The 19,528-nt window shown below is 70.5% G+C and carries 19 protein-coding genes and 1 pseudogene; 8 read left to right on the top strand and 12 right to left on the bottom strand.

The window, feature by feature from the left end; all coding sequences use genetic code 11:
- Positions 1-249: 249 nt before the first annotated feature.
- The 4 genes from JHN63_RS19910 to JHN63_RS19895 all read right to left on the bottom strand — a co-directional run bounded on the left by JHN63_RS19910 (position 250) and on the right by JHN63_RS19895 (position 3,636).
- Positions 250-504 (bottom strand): AlpA family transcriptional regulator, encoded by a 255-nt coding sequence (locus tag JHN63_RS19910; protein ID WP_200682447.1) that lies wholly within the window; start codon positions 502-504, stop codon positions 250-252.
- Positions 505-617: 113 nt separating this feature from the next.
- On the bottom strand, positions 618-2,240 hold the full coding sequence (locus JHN63_RS19905) for an ATP-binding protein (RefSeq protein WP_200682446.1): 1,623 nt from the start codon (positions 2,238-2,240) through the stop codon (positions 618-620).
- Positions 2,237-2,785 carry an HNH endonuclease gene (locus tag JHN63_RS19900; RefSeq protein ID WP_200682445.1) on the bottom strand — a complete coding sequence of 183 codons (549 nt, stop codon included), beginning with the start codon at positions 2,783-2,785 and terminating at the stop codon, positions 2,237-2,239. Before JHN63_RS19900 ends, JHN63_RS19905 begins: the two co-directional genes overlap by 4 nt.
- Positions 2,782-3,636 (bottom strand): sigma-70 family RNA polymerase sigma factor, encoded by an 855-nt coding sequence (locus JHN63_RS19895; RefSeq protein ID WP_200682444.1) that lies wholly within the window; start codon positions 3,634-3,636, stop codon positions 2,782-2,784. The genes JHN63_RS19900 and JHN63_RS19895 overlap by 4 nt, the downstream gene beginning before the upstream one ends.
- Positions 3,637-3,891: 255 nt before the next feature.
- Here JHN63_RS19895 and JHN63_RS19890 point away from each other — a divergent pair, with 255 nt between their 5' ends.
- The 6 genes and pseudogenes from JHN63_RS19890 (at position 3,892) to JHN63_RS19865 (ending at position 7,681) form a co-directional block, all read left to right on the top strand.
- On the top strand, positions 3,892-4,665 hold the full coding sequence (locus tag JHN63_RS19890) for a GntR family transcriptional regulator (protein ID WP_200682443.1): 774 nt from the start codon (positions 3,892-3,894) through the stop codon (positions 4,663-4,665).
- Complete coding sequence (locus tag JHN63_RS19885) at positions 4,662-5,213, top strand: GNAT family N-acetyltransferase (RefSeq protein WP_200682442.1); 552 nt, start codon at positions 4,662-4,664, stop codon at positions 5,211-5,213. The genes JHN63_RS19890 and JHN63_RS19885 overlap by 4 nt, the downstream gene beginning before the upstream one ends.
- Before the next feature lie 986 nt (positions 5,214-6,199).
- Positions 6,200-6,403 (top strand): hypothetical protein, encoded by a 204-nt coding sequence (locus tag JHN63_RS19880; protein WP_200682441.1) that lies wholly within the window; start codon positions 6,200-6,202, stop codon positions 6,401-6,403.
- Positions 6,400-6,825: a type II toxin-antitoxin system VapC family toxin gene (locus JHN63_RS19875; protein WP_200682440.1), complete on the top strand. Its 426-nt coding sequence runs from the start codon at positions 6,400-6,402 to the stop codon at positions 6,823-6,825. The genes JHN63_RS19880 and JHN63_RS19875 overlap by 4 nt, the downstream gene beginning before the upstream one ends.
- 134 nt (positions 6,826-6,959) lie before the next feature.
- Positions 6,960-7,046, top strand: a pseudogene (locus tag JHN63_RS19870) (glutamine synthetase); the annotation flags it as partial.
- Positions 7,047-7,129: 83 nt separating this feature from the next.
- Positions 7,130-7,681 carry a hypothetical protein gene (locus JHN63_RS19865; protein ID WP_200682439.1) on the top strand — a complete coding sequence of 184 codons (552 nt, stop codon included), beginning with the start codon at positions 7,130-7,132 and terminating at the stop codon, positions 7,679-7,681.
- Positions 7,682-7,693: 12 nt separating this feature from the next.
- Here JHN63_RS19865 and JHN63_RS19860 read toward each other — a convergent pair whose 3' ends face one another.
- The 5 genes from JHN63_RS19860 to JHN63_RS19840 form a co-directional block, all read right to left on the bottom strand.
- Positions 7,694-8,719, bottom strand: coding sequence for a TolB-like translocation protein (locus JHN63_RS19860; RefSeq protein ID WP_200682438.1), 1,026 nt, complete (start codon positions 8,717-8,719; stop codon positions 7,694-7,696).
- Complete coding sequence (locus JHN63_RS19855; RefSeq protein WP_234477402.1) at positions 8,716-10,122, bottom strand: MFS transporter; 1,407 nt, start codon at positions 10,120-10,122, stop codon at positions 8,716-8,718. The genes JHN63_RS19860 and JHN63_RS19855 overlap by 4 nt, the downstream gene beginning before the upstream one ends.
- A 1-nt stretch (position 10,123) precedes the next feature.
- Positions 10,124-10,999 (bottom strand): alkaline phosphatase family protein, encoded by an 876-nt coding sequence (locus tag JHN63_RS19850; RefSeq protein ID WP_200682437.1) that lies wholly within the window; start codon positions 10,997-10,999, stop codon positions 10,124-10,126.
- Positions 11,000-11,155: 156 nt separating this feature from the next.
- On the bottom strand, positions 11,156-11,596 hold the full coding sequence (locus JHN63_RS19845; protein WP_200682436.1) for a VOC family protein: 441 nt from the start codon (positions 11,594-11,596) through the stop codon (positions 11,156-11,158).
- Between the two features lie 60 nt (positions 11,597-11,656).
- Entirely contained in the window at positions 11,657-12,169 is a 513-nt protein-coding gene (locus tag JHN63_RS19840; protein ID WP_200682435.1) for a pyridoxamine 5'-phosphate oxidase family protein, read from the bottom strand.
- A 157-nt stretch (positions 12,170-12,326) separates the two neighbouring features.
- On the opposite strand from JHN63_RS19840, the gene JHN63_RS19835 reads away from it, so the two are divergent.
- Positions 12,327-15,326 carry a bifunctional [glutamine synthetase] adenylyltransferase/[glutamine synthetase]-adenylyl-L-tyrosine phosphorylase gene (locus tag JHN63_RS19835; RefSeq protein ID WP_200682434.1) on the top strand — a complete coding sequence of 1,000 codons (3,000 nt, stop codon included), beginning with the start codon at positions 12,327-12,329 and terminating at the stop codon, positions 15,324-15,326.
- Here the strand turns inward: JHN63_RS19835 and JHN63_RS19830 are convergent.
- Positions 15,314-16,282, bottom strand: coding sequence for a DMT family transporter (locus tag JHN63_RS19830; protein ID WP_234477401.1), 969 nt, complete (start codon positions 16,280-16,282; stop codon positions 15,314-15,316). The two genes, JHN63_RS19835 and JHN63_RS19830, sit on opposite strands and share 13 nt — an antisense overlap.
- A gap of 72 nt (positions 16,283-16,354) precedes the next feature.
- On the opposite strand from JHN63_RS19830, the gene JHN63_RS19825 reads away from it, so the two are divergent.
- A complete protein-coding gene (locus tag JHN63_RS19825) occupies positions 16,355-17,257 on the top strand; it encodes a LysR family transcriptional regulator (RefSeq protein ID WP_234477400.1) in 903 nt (300 codons plus the stop codon).
- A gap of 189 nt (positions 17,258-17,446) precedes the next feature.
- Here JHN63_RS19825 and JHN63_RS19820 read toward each other — a convergent pair whose 3' ends face one another.
- Together JHN63_RS19820 and JHN63_RS19815 are read right to left on the bottom strand one after the other, a co-directional pair.
- On the bottom strand, positions 17,447-18,307 hold the full coding sequence (locus tag JHN63_RS19820; protein ID WP_200682433.1) for a phosphatase PAP2 family protein: 861 nt from the start codon (positions 18,305-18,307) through the stop codon (positions 17,447-17,449).
- A 151-nt stretch (positions 18,308-18,458) separates the two neighbouring features.
- The gene (locus JHN63_RS19815; protein WP_307781926.1) at positions 18,459-19,493 is read right to left on the bottom strand and encodes a LacI family DNA-binding transcriptional regulator; all 1,035 of its coding nucleotides are present in this window, start codon (positions 19,491-19,493) and stop codon (positions 18,459-18,461) included.
- Positions 19,494-19,528 lie beyond the last annotated feature (35 nt).

Genomic DNA, 19,528 nt, shown 5'->3' with positions numbered 1-19,528 from the left:
GGGGGAGGTGCCCCGGGGAGGCGGTGGGGGAGTTCTCCCCGCCTCCCCGGCCCGGTGGGGGTTGCCTCCCCCTCCGGCGGCACCCCCTTTACCCCCTCTACCGCGCAGGTCGCGGGCCATTACCCGCCCCTCTACCGGGGTAGAGGCCACCCCCTACCCGGCGGTGGTGGGAAGGGGCCGTCGGCCGGGCCGGTCACCGGTCGGCCGGGCCCCGGGGTAGAGCGGGAGGGCTCTACCTCCGGCCGTTGCTCAGGCCGCGTCATCGAGGGCGGTCCGTTCGGCCTCCCACGCTCGAACGGCGGCCGGGTTGAAGCGGAGGTAGCGGCCGACGCGGAAGCCGGTCGGGCCGATGCGCTTGCGGCGCCACTGGTAGACGGTCTCGACACTCGGGAGGCTGAACATCGTGACCAGGTCTTCGGGGGTGAGGTAGCGGTCCGGCAGTCCGCCGCGCAGGATGGCGCGCGGGTCGGCCGGTTCTTCGGNACCAGCCGGACCGGGCCGCACACCAGCGGCCCGGACACGTCAAAGCTGCGGACGCTGGACGGCTCTAGCGTCCGCAGCTTTGACGTGTCCGGGCCGCTGGTGTGCGGCCCGGTCCGGCTGGTGTTCCGGCTACGTCAGTACTGGTCAGGCGGGGGTTCAAGGTGCCCCGGCGGGGCCACCTCCGGCCACAGAGGGCCCTGTTCGGGCGCGGACGCTAGCTCTTCCTCGGGTGCCGCACGGGCCAGGGTCAGGAGCTTGTGACGGGTCCGGTCGCGGCTACGCTGCGTGTCGTCCACGGTGATCCCGATGGACCGAAGCAGCGGGGCGAGGCGCTTGACGCGTCCGCTGGCGCGGGTGGCGTCCTTGGGCCAGTTCGGCGGCCGGACCATCGGCGCAGGCAGTGCCTCCAAGAGCGCTCCGGCGGTGCCCTGCCACGTGCCCGCGCGGTCGACTAGGGCGGCAATGGCCATGGCGAACTGGTCGCCCTCCAACGCGTCTGTGGCGACGTTCGCCGAGGTCGCGAGGTAGGAACCAAGGGTGTTCCAGCCCTGGGTTTCATCGACCGCGGCGAGGACGCGGGCGAAGTCCGCCATACGCGGCATCGTCTCCAGCCGCACCGACGGCAGCACCGCGAGGACGCAGGCCAGCACGTCGAACAGGGCCCCGAGCACGGCAGGCCGTACCAGCTCGAACGTGGCGTCCAACTCCTCTTCGGAGCGGCGCCGGTCGGAGTCGATGAGCTGCAAGTCCAGCAACAGGACGCGTTCGGCGAGGTCGCCCGCGAGAGCTCCCGCGTCGATGGTGGTCAGCGCGAGCACCCGTTTGAAGGTGAGCACCACGACGTCGTCGTCGGTGAACAGGGCCCGGTCGACGACTCCGTCACCCGTCACGGCCTTGCAGAGGGTGTCGGAGAGCCACGGCGGGATGGTGCTGACGTTGTCCAGGCACAGCGCCCATGACGCGAACGCCTGCCGCGACCACGCCTTTTCGTCGCGCGGCTGGCTGCGCTTGGAGGCCGGGGACGGATCGATCAGGTTGATGAACATCTGCGCGGCCTTGGACTTGCCGGTTCCCTGTTCGCCCTTGCAGACCAGGGCCGGGTGCGGGATGTCGGGAATCCAGGCCGCGACCAGCCAGGCAACGAGCTGATGGAACGTGGGCTGATCCATGTTCAGCAGGGCGTGGAGCTTGGCCAGGCCGTCGCCGTCCAGCACGGGCGGGGGCATCGGGGCCATGGCGCCTGAGCGGCGGAAGAGCACCGGGGCCCGGTCGACCACGTTCCAGCCGGTTCCGGTGACGACGACCGCGCGGCCGTCGGTGCTGCCGAGGTCGACCACGACCGCGCCGGCCGCGTCACGCCCCACCCGCAGGTGCACAGGCACGGGGTCAGAGTCTTCCGCGAGGCCTTCCAGAACGGTCATAGCGTCCGCGAGCGCGGACTGTGAGGCCACCTCGCCGGGGTAGGCGTCCGCGAACTGCCGGGCCAGGCGCTGACGTAGGCCGCCCTTGTTCCGCAGCGGGAGCGCGGTGTTGGGGCCGTCCAGGGCGACCGCGTAGGGGCGGCCGTCCGGCGAGGTGACGAACCGGTACTGCTCCCGCGCCATGGCCACGATCCGGGCGGCGGCGGGCGGCTGCTTGCCCCCGCCGTCACCGTGCTCGGGTCGACGCGCGGCCGTACGGGTCGGGTCGGTGGTCGCCCGCCTCTTGCCGGGGTGGGCGTGCCCGTTGACGGGGCGGTCGGATCGGGTGCTCGTCACGCGAACACCGCCTCTCCGGTCGGGCCCACGCAGGCCCGCACGGGGCGGGGAGCGCGCAGGCAGTCGGGTCGTATCGAGGGCCGCCGCACAGCCGCACGGCAGACCGGTCGGGCCCCGTGCGTGATGCCGTGACGGCGGGTGTGACGCGGCTCGTCACGCAGGTCAGCCGTAGACCGTGGGGCGATCGGGTCGGGCGACCAACTCGCCGCGTAGGCCGACTGGTTGGCGTGCGCGAGTCGGGCCAGCACGGGCAAGTCGACCGGGCGCACGATCGGCGCGGTCGGGTCGGCCCACACCAGCAAAATCAGGGCGATCGAGAGCGGGAGTCGGTCGGCCTTGGCGTGGTTGCAGTCGGCGCAGGCGAGCATGAGCGAGGTGACCGACCACGACCGCCACAGCGACTGCGGGACGATGTGATCGAGGGTGGCCTCACTCAGGTCCGCGAACGGGCGCAGGCAGTAGGCGCAGTGCTGCCCGTGGCGGCGCGCGAGCTGTTCCTTGCGCACGCGCCGCCGTGCGGAGTTGAGGGGGTGTCCGTGCCTCATGCCGCCGTCTCCAGTGCGCCCACGGTGGCGGGGATGTCCCAGACCACGAGCGCGTTGGCGCGCATGGTCGCCATGGCCCGGTTGAAGATCCGGCGGGCACTGGTCTTGCAGAGACCCATCCGTTTCTCGACCTCGACCATGGGCAGGCCGTCCAGGAACCGCAGCACGATCAGTTCGCGCTCGCGCTCGCTCAGGCCCTCGATCACGTCCAGCACGCTCAGTCGACCGATCACGGTCTCCTCGGGGTGCGACATGTCGTCGTCAGCCGCCCAGTCCGGTTCCTGGCCTTCCTTCGTCCGGTGGCTGTCCCAGGCCTTGACGGCAAGGTCGGCCTGGATGTTGCGCCTCTGCCGGAAGTGTTCGGCGAGCACCCATCCGGCCTGCTTGGCCAGCCACCCGTAGGCGTTCCGGATCTCGACGTCGTCCACGGCCTCAGCGGCCCTGATGAACGTCTCGCTGGTCAGGTCCTCGGCAAGGTGGAAGTCGAGTACGCGCCGGTAGTGCCATCCCCACACGAAGCGCTGATAGCGGGCGAACAGGTCCGCCAGCACCTCGGAGTCCATCGAGACCGGGGCCTTGGGCTCCGGCAGGCCCAGCGTGGCGGGCGTCGCGCCGTAGATGACCGTCAGCAGGTTCAGGTAGACCTCGCTCGGGACGCGCCGTCCCAGCTCCCACCCGATGATCAGCCCACGGACCGAGGACGGGTGCGTGCCGATCCGAACGTCCTGGCGGTTCGCTTCCGCCCACAGCCGCTCGGCAAGATCCTTCAGGCTCCAACCCCGCTCCAACCGCGCCGCACGCAGCGCTGTGACCTGCTCAGTGGTCCGTTCCGCGAGAGTTCCAGGCATCATGGAGGTACCCCTTTTGGGTCGGGGAGCGGCTATCTGCTTGGCGGTAGGGAGCCGCTCCCTGTTTCTGAGCCCCGGTGAGCCTTGCTGCCGGGGCTTTCTTGTCGGCACAGATGGGCAGGCCTAGGCCTGTTGGTCCACCTGCTCAACTTGTTGGTACAAGCTGATGTAGTGATGCTGCACCGACGGAGTGTGAGACGTCAAGGGGTTGGAGACCGCATGTACCAACAAGTTGACCGAGTGCGCCATGATGGAGCCATGAGCAAGCAGCCGAAGTACCACCAGGTGGCCGATGTCCTGCGTCGCGACATCGTTGGCGGCACGTACCCGCCGGGGGCCCGGTTGCCCTCGGAGAGCGACCTTCAGGAACAGTTCGAGGCGTCAAGGAACACGGTGCGCGCTGGGCTGAAACTGCTGGCCAGCGAAGGGCTGATCTCGTCAAGCCAGGGACTCGGGTACGAGGTGCGGAAGCACGAGGTGTTCGAGCTGAACGCCTCTCGCTTCGAGAACCTGAATTTCCCGCAGCACGGCGACGCCTACAACACGGACGTGACGAACGCGGGGCGCCGGCCGCATCAGACCTTCCGGGTTGAGATGACCCCAACACCGGACTACATCGCTGAGCGGTTGGTGGTCGAACCAGGATCTACCTCGGTACTGCGCTTCTGTCATCGCTTCGTGGATGACGTGCCGTGGTCGACGCAGGCCACCCACTATCCGGAGTGGCTCATCTCGGAGGCTTCGCGACTCACAGAACCTGGCGACATTGACGAAGGAACGACCCGCTACATGGCGGGGCTCGGGATCGAGCAGGTCGGCTTCTACGACGAGATTGCTACACGTATGCCAACGCCGGATGAAGCCCGTTTGCTGGAGATCGGGGCAGGGGTACCGGTGCTTCTGTGGACGCGGACGGGCTACTCATCCGACCGGCCCATCCGATGCACGATCACGACCTTCAGGGGTGACCTGAATCGGATGAACTACGAGATTGGCGACCTGTCCGCCAGAAGTGAGAACGAGCCTCAGTGAAGATCACTCTTGCCCGACCGGAGGACTTGCCCAAGCTGCTTGCCTTCCGGCGGGAGGCTGCCGGATGGCTCAGCGAACTGGGGTCTGACCAGTGGAGCCGCCCTTATCCGGCCGACCGCCTTTTGGCGACGATCGAATCCGGCACTGTGTTCATGGTGCGGGACGGAGAGGTGACCGCAGCGACCATCACCCTCACACCAGACGCGGAAGAGGGGTTGTGGTCTGATCAGGAGCTAAGTGAGCCGTCACTGTTCATCAACAAGCTGACCGTGGCTCGCACGCACGCTGGGCGGAACCTTGGCGGTCGACTGCTTGATTGGGCGGGAGATAGAGCATTCCAGGCCCCTGTGAAGTGGCTGAGGCTGGATGCCTGGACGACGAATGAGGCGCTACAGCGTTACTACCTGAGGCAGGGCTTTGAGCATGTGCGGACTGTCCGGGAGGGTGACGCCGTGAACGGAGGGCCGCGTGTCTCGGGATGGCTCGCTCAGCGCGCCGCGCAACCGGCCGACCATGGGTTTGTGGACGAGGCGCCCGCTGTGGAATGAGAAGAAGGTGCGACCTACGGCCGCGCGCCCTTTGGCAACTCGCTGCGCTCGCGCGGCCGTGGCGGTCATGGCGCTACGGCGCCGTTGCGGTCGACTGGTCTGGACAAGCAAGAGGAGCACCCCCGCGCGCTGTGCTCCTCTTGCTTGCGCAAGCGCTGAAGAGACCACCCGCGCCGCGCCGGGGTGGTCTCTTCAGCGCTTGCGACTCGCCAGCGTCCGCAACCCTGCCTCCTCTAAGAGCCGTTCTGAGCTGCGAAAACACACTCTTAGTGACAGAGCGTGTCCGGACGCTGCGGACGCTAGCGGACGCTAAACATTTTGTTTAGCGTCCGCTGGAACGGTGCAGGTCAGAGGGGGTGCGTGATGCCCGGCGGACGCTGCGGACGCTATCTCTCCCCAATTCTCTAGTAAGAGAGAAGGGAGGCTCTTCAGGAGGGGCAGGATCGCAGTACGAACGGCCGTCTGCCCCCTCCTGAAGAGCAGTGGTGAGCCACACGGAACGGGACGGGCCCGGCGACACTCACCCTCGTCAACGGTCTGCCCCTTGGAAGGCCTACAGGACGGCCTTTACCGGCGGGGCGCACGGGGTTGCCCCGGCAGGTAAAGGCCGCCCTCACGCGCCCTCAGGACGGCCTTCCAAGGGGGGAACGGCTTAGGCCCCAACGACGGCCCCCGCGCGAGCGCAGCGAGCCGCCAAGGGTCCCGCGGCCGTAGGCCGCTCCTTCTCGCACTCCCCGGCGACGGACCGACGGCCTGGCACGTCACGGCCCGGCCCGATAGCGATCCGGCGGTGCCCCTCCCAGAGACGTCCTACGGCCCGTTTCCGGGGTCTGCCCACATGGCTCGCTAACCGCTAACGTCCTGGTCACCTGCGGTTTTGGCCGCTAGCGGGGTCGCTAACGTTAGCGACCCCTGCCGCTAGCGCTAGCGACCATTGCGGCCCGCGAACCGAACCGCCGGCGGGGCCCGGTGGCTACCCTGGGACCATGACGACACGGGAAGAGCTTCACGCGCTCATCGACCGCGTGCCGGATGACGACCTCGACGCCGTGGTGCAGACGCTGCGGCCGTTCATAGGGCCCGCAGCGCGCCCGGTGCGGCCCTCGTTCATCGGCATGGGCCGGTCCGGGCACTCCGACACGTCCGCCCGCGCGGACGAGATCCTGCGGGAGACAGGGTTCGGCGAGTGATCGTGGTGGACACGGGCCCCCTCGTGGCCCTCGCGGACGCCGACGACGACCACCACGCGGCATGCACCCGGTGGTACGACAGCGTCCACCCCCGCAACCTCGTGATCCCGGCGCCGGTCATCGCGGAAGCCTGCCACCTGATCGGTACGCGGTGCGGTGCCCAGGTGGAGGCCGCGTTCCTGGATGCGCTCGCGGCCGGGCAACTCGGCACGGTGACGGGCATCATGCCGGAGGACATCGAGCGCATGGCCCACCTCGTACGGCAGTACGCCAGCCTGCCTCTCGGGGGCACGGACGCGTGTGTCGTCGCCATTGCGGAACGCTGGCAGGCCAAGCAGGTGGCCACCGTCGACCGGCGGCATTTCAGCGTCGTACGGCCCAGCCATGTGCCCGCGTTCGAGCTGTTGCCATACGACCTGTAGGCCCGGGGCCGGGCCGTCTGTGGGCCGTCCGAGGGCGACCAACGACGACAGACGACGACAGCCAACGACTGTTCCGATGCTGGCCAGCGAGGTGTTCGCGGACGCAGCCCCAGGTCGGCCGGGCGGGTCGTCACTTCCTGCGCAACAAGCGGCAGGAGTGGGAGGAGTACCGGTCCGAGGTGACGGCGTTCGAGCTGCGGAAGAACCTGCCGGTGCTGTAAAAGCCGATGTTCAACCGTGTGGGCCGACGGTCACCGACCGTCGGCCCACACGGCGTCGCGTCGCACCCGTCGAAGGAGGCGCCGTGCTGGGGCTGCTGGGCTTCTACGACGAACTGGACAACCCTTCCGGTCGGCCGAACGGATCGATACGGGATGCCGTCCGGTCGGCCGGCGAACCGGACGAGGCGGAACTGGTCGCCTACCTGGACGCCGGCCACGTCCTCATCGAAGTGATGGAAGGCGGACCCGACGTCATCACCGGGAGCCCCCACCGGCACTCTCCGGGATGCTCTTCCCTGCTGACCGACGGCACCTGGCTGTGGCGCCTGGACTTCCCGCACTACGTGGAAACGCACCATGTCTCGCTGCCCGACGCGTTCACCGAACACGTCCGCGGCCTGACCTATCGGATGCCCGCCATCACCGTCGCGCGGTTCGCTCCGCACTACGACGAGACGATGCCCCTGGTCGGCTGGGCCTCGGCTGTTCCATGGCGATCGACGGCGACCACGCTCGTACCCGCACCACGGCCGGCGGCCGGCACGAACCGGGCCGACGGGGCGACGCCTGCCCAGGACCGGCCGCACGGCAGCTGGAGCAGACCGCGCAAGCCCCGCAAGCCGCCGAGATCGTAGCCGCCGTTCGTCTCATGGCACGGCGATGTACGCGGGCGACACGGCCGCGGTACTGATGCGCCGAGCCTTCCCCGTGCCGTCCGCCGCCACCTCGTACAGATCCGCCCCGTAATCCCCGGGCAGTGCGTAGACGATCATGTGGTTGTCCCTCCACACAGCCTGGTCGTCGACGCTCCTCGACTCCGCCAGCGAAGTCTCGCGCATCGTGCGGAGGTCGAGGACGTAGAGGTGCCAGGGGGCGTCCTTCGGGAGGCCCGGTACCCGTTTCTTGAAGGCGATGCGTGTGCCGTCGGGGGACAGGGACGGGCACTCCACGTTCGTGTGCAGAGTCGTCACCGTGCGGGCCTTCAGGTCGCCCTTGACCAGGTACGTCTTCCCCTTTGTCGCCAGCGTCGCGTAGAACGTGCGGTCGTCCGCCGCGAAGGTCACGCCCCAGAAGTTGACGTCGGCCGCGTGGTAGGCGTGGCCGTCCTTGAGGATGCGGAACGACTCCAGGGACGGGGTCAGCCGGCCCGTCCTGGTGTCGACGATCGCCGCTCGGGTCGAGAAGTTCGTGCCCGCGTACGAGTCGCCGCCCACGAACGCCGTCCACGCGGCGAAGTGGCCGGTGGGGGAGACCCGCGCACGGGAGGGGATGCCGGGGACGTCGTAGCGGGCCGTCTCCTTGAGGTGGGCGTCGAGGATCAGCGCGCGGTACGTGTCCGTGACCGTGCCGTGGACCGCCTGGAGGCAGACTCCGGTGCCCGAACTGGCGTAGAAGCGCAGGCACTTGAGGCCCGAGGCGATGCGGGGGCCGGCGGGGTTCGACGCGGGGACCGTTGTGAGTTCGTCGCGGTGTGGGCCCCAGGCCATGTTGCGGAACACCAGGCGGCCGGGGTCGGTCAGCGTGATCCGGCCCGCCGTGATCCTCGGGCCGCCGGGCTGGGCCTCGTTCCGCCGCTCGGCCCGCGCGGACGCGTGCAGGACCGAGGCCGTGGCCACCACGGCGAGTGCGGCCACGGCGGCGAGGAGGACCAGGATGCGGTTGCGCAGGGTCATGAGGCGGGCTCCGGAACTCGTCGGCCGGGGCGGAGTGTCAGGGCGAACGCGGCGCAGCCCGCCAGTGCCACCGCCGACGCCATGAGCGCCGTACGGTCGCCCCACAGCGTCCACGCCGCACCGAAGCCCAGCGAGCACACGAACCGCGCCGCCGCCTGCCCCGTCTGCACCAACGCGAGCCCCGACGACCGCAGTTGCTCCGGCACGCTGTCCGAGGCCGCGGCCATCAGCACGCCGTCGGTCGCCGCGTAGAAGGCGCCGTGCAGGAGGAGGACGGCGTAGGGGAGGGCCGTGCCGTGCCAGGAGATGAGCAGGAGGGCGTACGCCGTGAGGAGGGCGCCGTGGCCGGCCAGGAACACCTGCCAGCGGCCGATGCGGTCCGCGAGCCGCCCCAGGGGTACGGCGAGGAGCAGGAAGGCCGCCGCCGTGCCCAGGGGGAGCAGGGCGAACCAGCGGTCGGGGACGCCGAGGCGCCGTTGCAGGAGCAGGTACACGAAGGAGTCGCTGACCGTCGCCAGGCCCAGGAGCAGTGCGCAGACGGTGATACGGCGCAGGTCGCGGTGGGTGAGGAGGGCGAAGGCCGCGCCCAGGGTGGGGCGTTCGCCCACGGTGGGTCCGCCCGTGGGCACCGGCGCCGATTCCCGGCCTCCCGGCACCACCTGGCCTCCCGTTGCCACCCGGCGGCCGCCCGGCACGAACAGCACCAACACCAGCACCCCGACCACCGCCACGCAGAAACTCACCGTGAACACCGCGTCGTACCCGTCCACCGTCGCCCGGAGGATCAGGAACGCCACCAGTGGGCCGAGCAGCGCGCCCGCCGTGTCCATCGCGCGGTGCACCCCGAAGGCCCGACCACGGTTGTCCGGGGTGGAGGAGAGGGAGATCAGCGCGTCGCGCGGTGCCGTGCGCAGGCCCTTGCCCGTGCGGTCGGCGGCGAGGATCAGGCCGATGGGGGTGAGGGTGTGGGCCAGGAGCAGGAGCGGTTTGCAGGCCGCCGAGATGGCGTAGCCGATGCCTGCCACCCACTTGTGGCGACCGCCGCCCCGGTCGGCGAGGTGGCCGCCGGCCAGCCGGACGAGGGCCGAGAAGCCGTTGTAGATGCCGTCCAGGAGACCGAAGCCCAGGGGGGACAGGCCGAGGCCCGTCACCAGGTACAGCGGGAGGACCGCGGTCACCATCTCGGACGACACGTCGGTGATCAGGCTGACCGCGCCGAGCGCGAAGACCGTGGGGGCGACCACGGCGGACACCCGCGCCCGAGTACCCGTGACACCCGTAGTGTCCACGGCACTTGGGTCGGCCGTAACGCCCTTGGTACCCACGGCACTTGGGTCGGCCGTAGCACCCGTACTGCCCCCGGCGCTCGGGTCTGCGGTGGCGCGGCTGTCCGCCACGTACATCTCAGGACGCCCAGATGCCGGTGATGTCGGCGGCCGACGCCGCGTTGCCCGCGTGGGTGGTCAGGCCCTGGGAGTCCTCCAGGGTCCGCAGCAGGTTGTAGTGGTTGTACGTGGTCGAGGACGTCGAACCGGCCTTCACCGGCTGGCCGTAGAAGACCGTCGGGATGCGGTTGCCGCTGAGCAGGTTGTCCTCGTCGAAGGTGACGACGAGCAGGCTGTTGTGGGTCTTGGCCCAAGTGGCGTACGCGCCGAGGTTGTTCTTCACCCACGTGTCACCCGTCGCCACCGAGCAGTCGTGCATGTCGCTGCACAGGTTGGGGGTGACGAAGGAGATGTCGGGGAGCGTCGTGTAGTCCGTCGGGAACTGCGTGAACGTCTTCGCCGTGGACGTCGCGACGTTCGAGAAACCGAACCACGGGTTGTGCTTGCGGGCGTAGTTGCCGCTGCTGCACGTCGTCGAACCCTGGCTCGGCAGCGTCTCGTTGTAGCTCGCCCAGGTGCCGCCCGCCGCCGTCACCTCGGAGGCGAGGTTCGCGGCCGAGGAGAAGCCCGCCGTGTAGCAACTGTCGCTGGTGATGCCCTGGGTGGAGCCGGAGAACAGCGCGAAGTAGTTCGGCTGGCTCGGGTGGGTGATCCCGTACGACTGGGTGAGGGCGGCGCCGCCGGTCGCCAGCGAGTTGATGTAGGGGGCGCTGGAGGAGCCGATGACCTGGCTGTACGCGTGGTTCTCCATCACCACCACGACGACGTGGTCCGGGGTCGGCACCCCGGTCGCGGCATGCGCGGCCGAGACGGTGCCGAAGCCGGTCCAGACCCCGACGGCGGCTGCCGAGAAGGCGAGCGCGGACGCCACGACGGCGCGGCTGCGGCGGTACACGGAGCCAACGGAATTGCTGGAACTCCCAGAACTGCTGCCGGACACTTCAACCTCCGGGTGGGGGGGAGGACGGGGGTGACGGTGCGAACCGAGCATGCACACGCCAAAATGCCCGCATCCCACCTCTCCCAACCCGATGGATGAAGAAGTGGTGAACTACTGCTCTCCCGCCGCCAGTTGAGCCAGCACCTGATGCAGCGGCTCGGTCGCCCGCTTCCGGTACTCCTGGATCGCCCAGCCGTTCCCGTCCGGGTCCTTGAAGTACATGAACGTCGCCCCGTCCTGCGGCGCGAACTGCACCGGCTCGCTCACCTCGAGCCCGCGCGCGGTCAGTTCGTCGTACGCCGCCTTCGCGTCCGTCACGCACAACTGCATGCCGTGGTACGTCCCCGGCTGCGGCGTCCCGGTCGGCACCTGCAAGCCGTCGACCAAGGCGATCGAACACCCGGACCCCGGCGGCGTGAGCTGCACGATCCGCACGCCCTCCATCACCTCACCGTCGAGATCGACATGGAAACCGACCTTGTCCTGGTAGAACGCCTTGGCCCGGTCCACATCCGAGACGGGCAGGAGAATCACTTCGAGGGTCATGTCCATGGCTTGACTCCTTTGTCGTACGCCGGTGGGACATCTGTCGTACGCCGGTGGGACATCGCGTCACTCGAACCGCCACCGCGTCTGGCTGAACGGCTCCCCCTTACCGAAGCCGAAAACCGTGCGCGGCGCCACAGCGAACACAAAGGCGTGCCCGGAACCGTGATGGAAGGCCCCGTCCCGCACGTCGAAGTGCCAGAAACTGCCGTACTTCGCCTCCCACGCGGCGGCCAGCTCCCGCAGCACGCCCTCGTCCACGACCCGCACCGCCGCACCCTCGACGACCAGGTCGTACCCCGTGTCGACGGTGTTCGTGCCGGTCGTCAGCACGACGTGCGGATTGCCGGCGAGGTTGAGCGCCTTGCGCTCCTCGGGGCCGGTGCAGAAGTGCAGCGCCCCGTCCGCCCACACCGCCGGCAGCGGCGTCACATGCGGCCGCCCGTCCGGCCGTACCGTCGAGATCCAGAACAGCTCGGCCGCGTCGAGCCGCGCCTCGGCCGTGGCCCAGTCGGTCGCGGTGGCCGCCGGGTCGCTGTAGCGGGGGTCGAGACGGGTCTGCGGTTCCTGGTCGGTCATCGGCTTCTCCCTGAGTCGTCGGTCGTCCCCCTACTGGAGACCCCGTACCCCGCTCGAACTCATCGCCGTACGCCCCGGCGCCCCCGCCTGCACCTGCGGTTAGGCTCGGGATGTTACGACCTAGATCCGAACGACCTTGATCCGAGGGAGGCCGAGGATGACGGCGCCGGGGCGCAGAAGCAGCACCTTCACGCGACTGCTGCGGCACGGCTTCACCGATCCCTCGGCCGCCGAGCGGCTCCTGGAGAGCGCGGAGCTGGCGCCGATAAGGAACGACCCGGTCCTGCTGGAGGCCCTCGGCGCCACCGCCGATCCCGACCTCGCTCTCCAGGGTCTCGTACGACTCCTGGAGGCGCAGCCCGAGCCCACCGCCCGGCGCGAGTTGACGGACACGCTGATCGCGGCGAAACCCCTGCGGGACCGGCTGCTCGGCGTGCTCGGCGCCTCCGCCGCGCTGGGGGACCACCTCGCCCGGCACCCGCGCGACTGGCACGCCCTCGTCATGTACGAGCCGCGCGACCTCCACCCCGGGGTGGAGGAGTTCGAGCGCGGGCTGGCGGAGGCCACCGACCCCGTCGCCCTCCGCGTCGCCTACCGCCGCTGCCTGCTGTCCATCGCCGCCCGTGACGTGTGCGGCACCACCGACCTCGTCCAGACCGCCGCCGAACTCGCCGACCTCGCCACCGCCACCCTGCGCGCCGCCCTCGCCATCGCGAGCGCCGCCGCGCCCGACGACGCCGCGCTGTGCCGGCTCGCGGTGATCGCGATGGGCAAGTGCGGCGGCCACGAGCTGAACTACGTCTCCGACGTCGACGTCATCTTCGTCGGCGAGGCCGTCGACGGCGCGGACGAGGGCAAGGCGCTGCGCGCCGCCACCAAGCTCGCCGCGCACATGATGCGGATCTGCTCGGAGACCACCGTCGAGGGCTCCATCTGGCCCGTCGACGCCAACCTCCGCCCCGAGGGCCGCAACGGCCCCCTGGTCCGCACCCTCGCCAGCCACCTCGCCTACTACCAACGGTGGGCGAAGACCTGGGAGTTCCAGGCGCTGCTCAAGGCCCGCCCGGTGGCCGGCGACCTCGCGCTCGGCCAGGAGTACGTCACCGCCCTCGAACCCCTCGTGTGGAAGGTGGCCGAGCGCGAGAACTTCGTCACCGACGTGCAGAAGATGCGCCGCCGGGTCGTCGAGAACATCCCCGCCGCCGAGATCGACCGCGAACTGAAACTCGCCCCCGGCGGCCTGCGCGATGTCGAATTCGCTGTCCAGCTGCTCCAGTTGGTGCACGGCCGCGCCGACACCTCGCTGCGCAGCGGCACCACGCTCGTCGCGCTGGAGGCCCTCGCCGCCGGTGGCTACGTCGGCCGCGAGGACGCCGCCCGCCTCGACGACGCCTACCGCTTCCTGCGCACGATGGAACACCGCATCCAGCTCTACCGCCTGCGTCGCACCCACCTGGTCCCCGTCGAGGAGGCCGACCAGCGCCGCCTCGGCCGCTCGATGGGCCTGCGCACCGACCCCGTGGCCGAGTTGAACCGCGAGTGGAAGCGGCACGCGACCGTCGTACGCCGCCTGCACGAGAAGCTCTTCTACCGTCCGCTGCTCGACGCGGTCGCCCAACTCGCCCCCGGCGAGGCGAGGTTGAGCGCCGACGCGGCCCGCGTCCGGCTGGTCGCCCTCGGCTATGTCGACCCGGCGGCGGCCCTGCGTCACATCGAGGCCCTCGCCTCCGGCGTCAGCCGCAAGGCCGCCATCCAACGCACCCTGCTGCCCGTCCTGTTGGGCTGGTTCGCGGACTCCGCCGACCCGGACGCCGGCCTCCTCAACTTCCGCAAGGTGTCCGACGCGCTCGGCAAGACCCCTTGGTACCTACGGCTGTTGAGGGACGAGGGCGCCGCCGCCGAGAACCTCGCCCGCGTCCTGTCCGCCGGCCGGCTCGCCCCCGACCTCCTCATGCGCGCCCCCGAAGCGGTCGCCCTCCTCGGCGACGGCGACGGCGGCAGCGGTCTCGAACCCCGCGAACGCGCCCACCTCGACCAGGAGATACTGGCCGCGGTCGGCCGCGCCGACGACGCCGTCCAGGCCGTCACCTTCGCCCGCGGAGTCCGCCGCCGCGAACTCTTCCGTACGGCCGCCTTCGACATCGTCGGCTCCTACGGCACCGAGACCCAGCCCGCCGAGGCCGACCAGGGCGCCCTCGTCGACCGGGTCGGCGGCGCCGTCTCCGACCTCACCGCGGCGACCCTCGCCGGCACCCTGCGCGCCGTGGTCCGCGAGAGCTGGGGCGACACCCTCCCCACCCGCTTCGCCGTCATCGGCATGGGCCGCTTCGGCGGCCACGAACTGGGCTACGGCTCCGACGCGGACGTCCTGTTCGTGCACGAACCCCGCGAGGGCGTGCCCGAGCGCGAGGCCTCCGAGGCGGCCAACAAGGTCGTCTCCGAGATGCGCCGGCTGCTCCAGGTCGCCAGCTCGGACCCGCCCCTGCTGATCGACGCGGACCTGCGTCCCGAGGGCAAGTCCGGCCCGCTCGTACGGACGTTGAACTCCTACGAGGCGTACTACCGCCGGTGGTCCCTGGTATGGGAGTCGCAGGCGTTGTTGCGGGCCGAACCCGTCGCCGGGGACGAGGAGTTGGGCCGCCGGTTCATCGAGCTGATCGATCCGCTGCGGTATCCGGCCGAGGGGCTCGGGGACGATGCCGTACGGGAGATCCGGCGGCTCAAGGCCCGGATGGAGTCCGAGCGCCTGCCCCGTGGGGCGGACTCGACGCTGCACACCAAGTTGGGGCGTGGGGGGCTCTCCGACGTCGAATGGACCGTGCAGTTGATGCAGTTGATGCACGGCTGGGCCGAGCCGGGGTTGCGGACCACCCGGACGCGGGAGGGTCTCGCCGCGGCCTGCGCCGCCGAGCTGATCTCCGCCGAGGACGCGGCGACGCTGGACGAGGCGTGGGTGCTGGCGACCCGGGTCCGTAACGCGGTGATGCTGGTGCGGGGGCGGGCGGGCGACACGTTTCCCTCCGAGCCGCGCGAACTGGCCGCCGTGGGGCGGTACTTGGGGTACGGGCCGGGGCATGTGGGGGACATGCTCGACGACTACCGGCGGACCACGCGGCGGGCTCGGGGTGTGGTGGACGTGTTGTTCTACGGGGCCTGAGAGGGGTGCTTCTCGGCCGACGGCCGGTGGGGGCCGGTCGCGCCCGGGCGGCGGAGTCGCCCATGTAGCAGCCCCGCGCTCCTGAACGGCAGGTCCACGGAACGGCGCTTCGAAAGGGCCACGCCCACCAGGACCACCGCCATGCCCGCCACCACCCGCGGCCCCACCTTCTCGTCGAGCAGCACCGCACCCAGCGTCACCGACACAACGGGCAGCAGGTATCCGACCGTTGCCGCGCTCGTCGCGCCCTCGTCCGCGATCAGGCGGTAGTTCAGGTAGAACGTGACGCCGGTGCCGAGGACGCCCAGGGCGGTCACCGCGAGCAGGGCCGTGAGATCGGTGTGCACGGGGCCGGCGGCGGGGAGGGCCAGGGTCGTCCAGGCCGTTGCCGCCATCAGCTGGGCCGCCGACATCGCCAACGGGGCCTGGCCCGCGGTGAGCTTGCGGGCCATGTACGCGAAGGCCACGGCGTAGCTCGCGGCGGCGGCCAGGAGGGCGAGCGCGCCCCAGCCGAACAGGCCCGAACGGTGCCACGGGGCGAAGATCAGGACCGTACCCGCGAAGCCGAGGAGCAGGCCGGTGAGGCGGGTGCGGCCGAGACCGCGGTCGGTGCCGAGGACGATCCCGATCAGCAGGGACCACAAGGGAGTCGTGGCGTTCAGGACGCCCGCGATCCCGGAGTCGACGGTCTGCTCGCCCACGCTGAACAGGGCGAACGGGACGGCGTTGCAGAAGAGGGCGGCCACCGCGAGCCGGCCCCACGTCGTGCGGTCACGAGGGAGGCGCTGACCTTGGGAACGGGCCAGCGCCAGCAGGACCAGCGTGCCCAGCGCACAGCGGGCGATCGTGATCTGGGCGGGGGAGAGGCCGTGGTCCAGGGCGAGTTTGATCCACAGGAAGCCCGAACCCCACAGAAGGGCGAGCACGGCCATGCGGAGTGTGGAGGCGGGCTGCATGCGTCCACGGTGGGACAGACTGACATTTCAGCACAAGCGAAAGATTCTACAGCCACTGTTAACCTCTCCTACATGCTTGATGTGCGACGCATGCAGGTGCTGCGGGCCGTGGTGGACAGCGGTTCGGTGACCGCGGCGGCGGCCCGGCTCGGCTACACGCCGTCCGCCGTCAGCCAGCAGGTCGGGGCGCTGGAGAAGGAGGCCGGGACCGCGCTGCTCGAGCGGGTGGGGCGCGGGGTGCGGCCCACGGCGGCCGGGCTGCTGCTCACCGGATACGCGGACGCGATCGGCCGGCAGGTCGCCGAGGCGGAGACGGCGTTGGCGGACCTGGTGGCCGGGCGTACGGGACGGCTCGCGGTCCGCTACTTCGCCACGGCCGGGGCTGCCCTGGTCGCTCCGGCCGTGGCCCGGCTCCGCGCCGAACACCCCGGAGTCCAGCTCGACTTGAAGCTGACCGACCCCGAGGACCCGCTGACGGAGGTGAAGGAGGGGCGGGCGGATGTCGCGCTGGTCGTGGGGGAGTCCCGCGCTCCCGACGGCGTACGGCTGGTGAAGCTGCTCGACGATCCGTATCTCGCCGTGCTGCCCAAGGGGCACCGGCTGGCCGCGCGGCGGAGCGTGGAGCTGCGGGAGCTGGCCGAGGAGGCGTGGGTCGGGAGCGAGTGGCCGGGGCCGTGCCTCGACGCCCAGCTCGGCGCGTGCGCGGCGGCGGGGTTCCGACCGGAGTTCGCGGTCAGGAGCGAGGACTACGTGACCGCCCAGGGCTTCGTCGCGGCGGGACTGGGGGTGACCCTGATCCCCCGGCTGGGGTTGGGCACCCGCCATCCGGACGTGGCCGTACGGGTCGTACGGGATCCGGAGCCGCTACGGACCATCCACGCGGCCGTGCGCGAGACGGCACCGCCACAGCCGGCCCTGCGGGCGTTTCTGCGGGCGCTGCGGGACGCGGCGACGGAGCCGAGCGGGGGCGGGTGAAGTCGCCTGCGGTTCGGCGGCGCCCTGAGGGGCGCGGGGCTGTGTCGGTGTACGGCTCCGCCGCGTGGGCGCGACCGGCCACGACGGCGCGGCAGCGGAACGACGGCACGTCGCGGCCCCGCGGCGCATCGTGGTTCGCGGCCCATGGCTCCGCGGCGGCATCGCATGTCGACACCGCCGGCGGAGCGTTCAGGCCTTGGTCGGCAGCCAGAGGCCGTCCGCCTGCCGTACCGCCACCGTGCGCGGCAGGGCGTACGGGAAGGCGCCGTACCAGAGGCGGGAGACCGCGAAGCCGAAGGCCAGGCAGAGCATGCCGCCGACCGCGTCGAGCCAGAAGTGGTTGGCCGTGGAGACGATGACCATCAGGGTCGCCGCCGGATAGAGGAGGCCCAGGATGCGGACCCAGGGGAGTTTCGCCAGGGCGAAGATCGTCAGGCCGCACCACAGGGACCAGCCGATGTGCATGGACGGCATCGCGGCGTACTGGTTCGACACGTGCTTCAGGTCGCCCGACGCCATCGAACCCCAGGTCTGGTGGACCATGACCGTGTCGACGAAGTGGCCGCCGGTCATCAGCCGGGGCGGGGCCAGCGGGAAGAAGTAGTAGCCGACCAGGGCCACGGCCGTCGTCGCGAAGAGCACCGTGCGCGCCGCCGCGTATCTGCCCGGATGACTGCGGAACAGCCACACCAGGACACCCAGCGTCACCACGAAGTGCAGTGTCGCGTAGTAGTAGTTCATGCCGACGATCAGCCAAGTCACCGAGTTCACGGCGTGGTTGACCGACTGCTCGACGGCGATGCCGAGATGCCCCTCGACGCGCCAGATCCAGTCGGCGTTCCGCAGCGCCGCGCTCTTCTGTTCCGGCACCGCGTTGCGGATCTGTGAGTACGTCCAGTAACTCACCGCGATCAGCAGGATCTCGAACCACAGCCGAGGCCGGCGCGGCGTCCGCAACCGGCGCAGAAAACGCTGCCCCGCGGCGTCCGCGACGGGGCTCGGAACGGCTTCTTCACGGCCTTCCAATGTCGTCACGGTGGTCTCACCCATAGACACAAAGTCTGCCAGAAAAGGCTTCCGCGACCGATCATCCCTTGGTCGGGTCCGGCTCGCATGTTCTACGACGAGAAGAGTCCCCGAACTACTACCAGCGCACGGGACGGGGCCGCGTTTCCTCCCCCTTGAGGACGATAGGGGCGAATCAGGGGCGCTTGCGGTCCCCGGGTGCCGAAGCCGTCGAACCGCGCACCACCAGCTCCGGCATGAACACGAACTCGCTGTGCGGCGCGGGCGTCCCGCCGATCTCCTCCAGCAAGGTCCGCACCGCGGCCTGTCCCATCGCCGGCACCGGCTTGCGGATCGTGGTCAGCGGTGGGTCGGTGAAGGCGATCAGGGGGGAGTCGTCGAAGCCGACCACCGAGACGTCCGTGGGCACCTGAAGACCCCGCTGCCGGGCCGCCCGTATCGCGCCGAGCGCCATCATGTCGCTCGCGCACACCACCGCCGTGCAGTCGCGGTCGATCAGCGCGGCGGCCGCGGCCTGCCCGCCCTCCAGCGTGTACAGCGAGTGCTGGACGAGCCGGGTCTCCACATCGGCGGCGGTCAGGGCCAGTTGGTCCTGCATCGCGCGGACGAAGCCCTCGATCTTGCGCTGTACGGGGACGAAGCGCTTCGGCCCCAGCGCCAGACCGATGCGGGTGTGACCGAGCGAGACGAGGTGGGTGACCGCGAGGGTCATCGCCGCACGGTCGTCGGGGGAGATGAACGGCGCCTGCACCTTGGGCGAGAAGCCGTCCACGAGCACGAACGGCACGCCCTGCGCCCGGAGTTGCTCGTAGCGCTGCATGTCGGCGGAGGTGTCCGCGTGCAGTCCGGAGACGAAGATGATGCCGGCGACCCCGCGGTCGACCAGCATCTCGGTCAGCTCGTCCTCCGTGGACCCGCCCGGGGTCTGGGTGGCGAGCACCGGGGTGTAGCCCTGCCGGGTCAGCGCCTGGCCGATGACCTGTGCCAGGGCGGGGAATATCGGGTTCTCCAACTCCGGTGTTATCAGGCCCACCAGGCCCTCGCTGCGCTGCCGCAGCCGTACCGGACGTTCGTAGCCGAGCACGTCGAGCGCGGCGAGGACGGACTGACGGGTGGTGGCGGCGACGCCCGGCTTGCCGTTGAGGACGCGGCTGACGGTCGCTTCGCTCACCCCCGCCTGGGCGGCGATGTCGGCAAGCCGTGTGGTCACGGGAGTGGACTGTACCGGCCGTCGGCGCGCTGCGG

Source organism: Streptomyces sp. MBT65 (assembly GCF_016612545.1).
In the GTDB taxonomy this organism is placed as follows: Bacteria; Actinomycetota; Actinomycetes; order Streptomycetales; family Streptomycetaceae; genus Streptomyces.
This window is presented reverse-complemented; position numbering and strand designations above follow the sequence as displayed.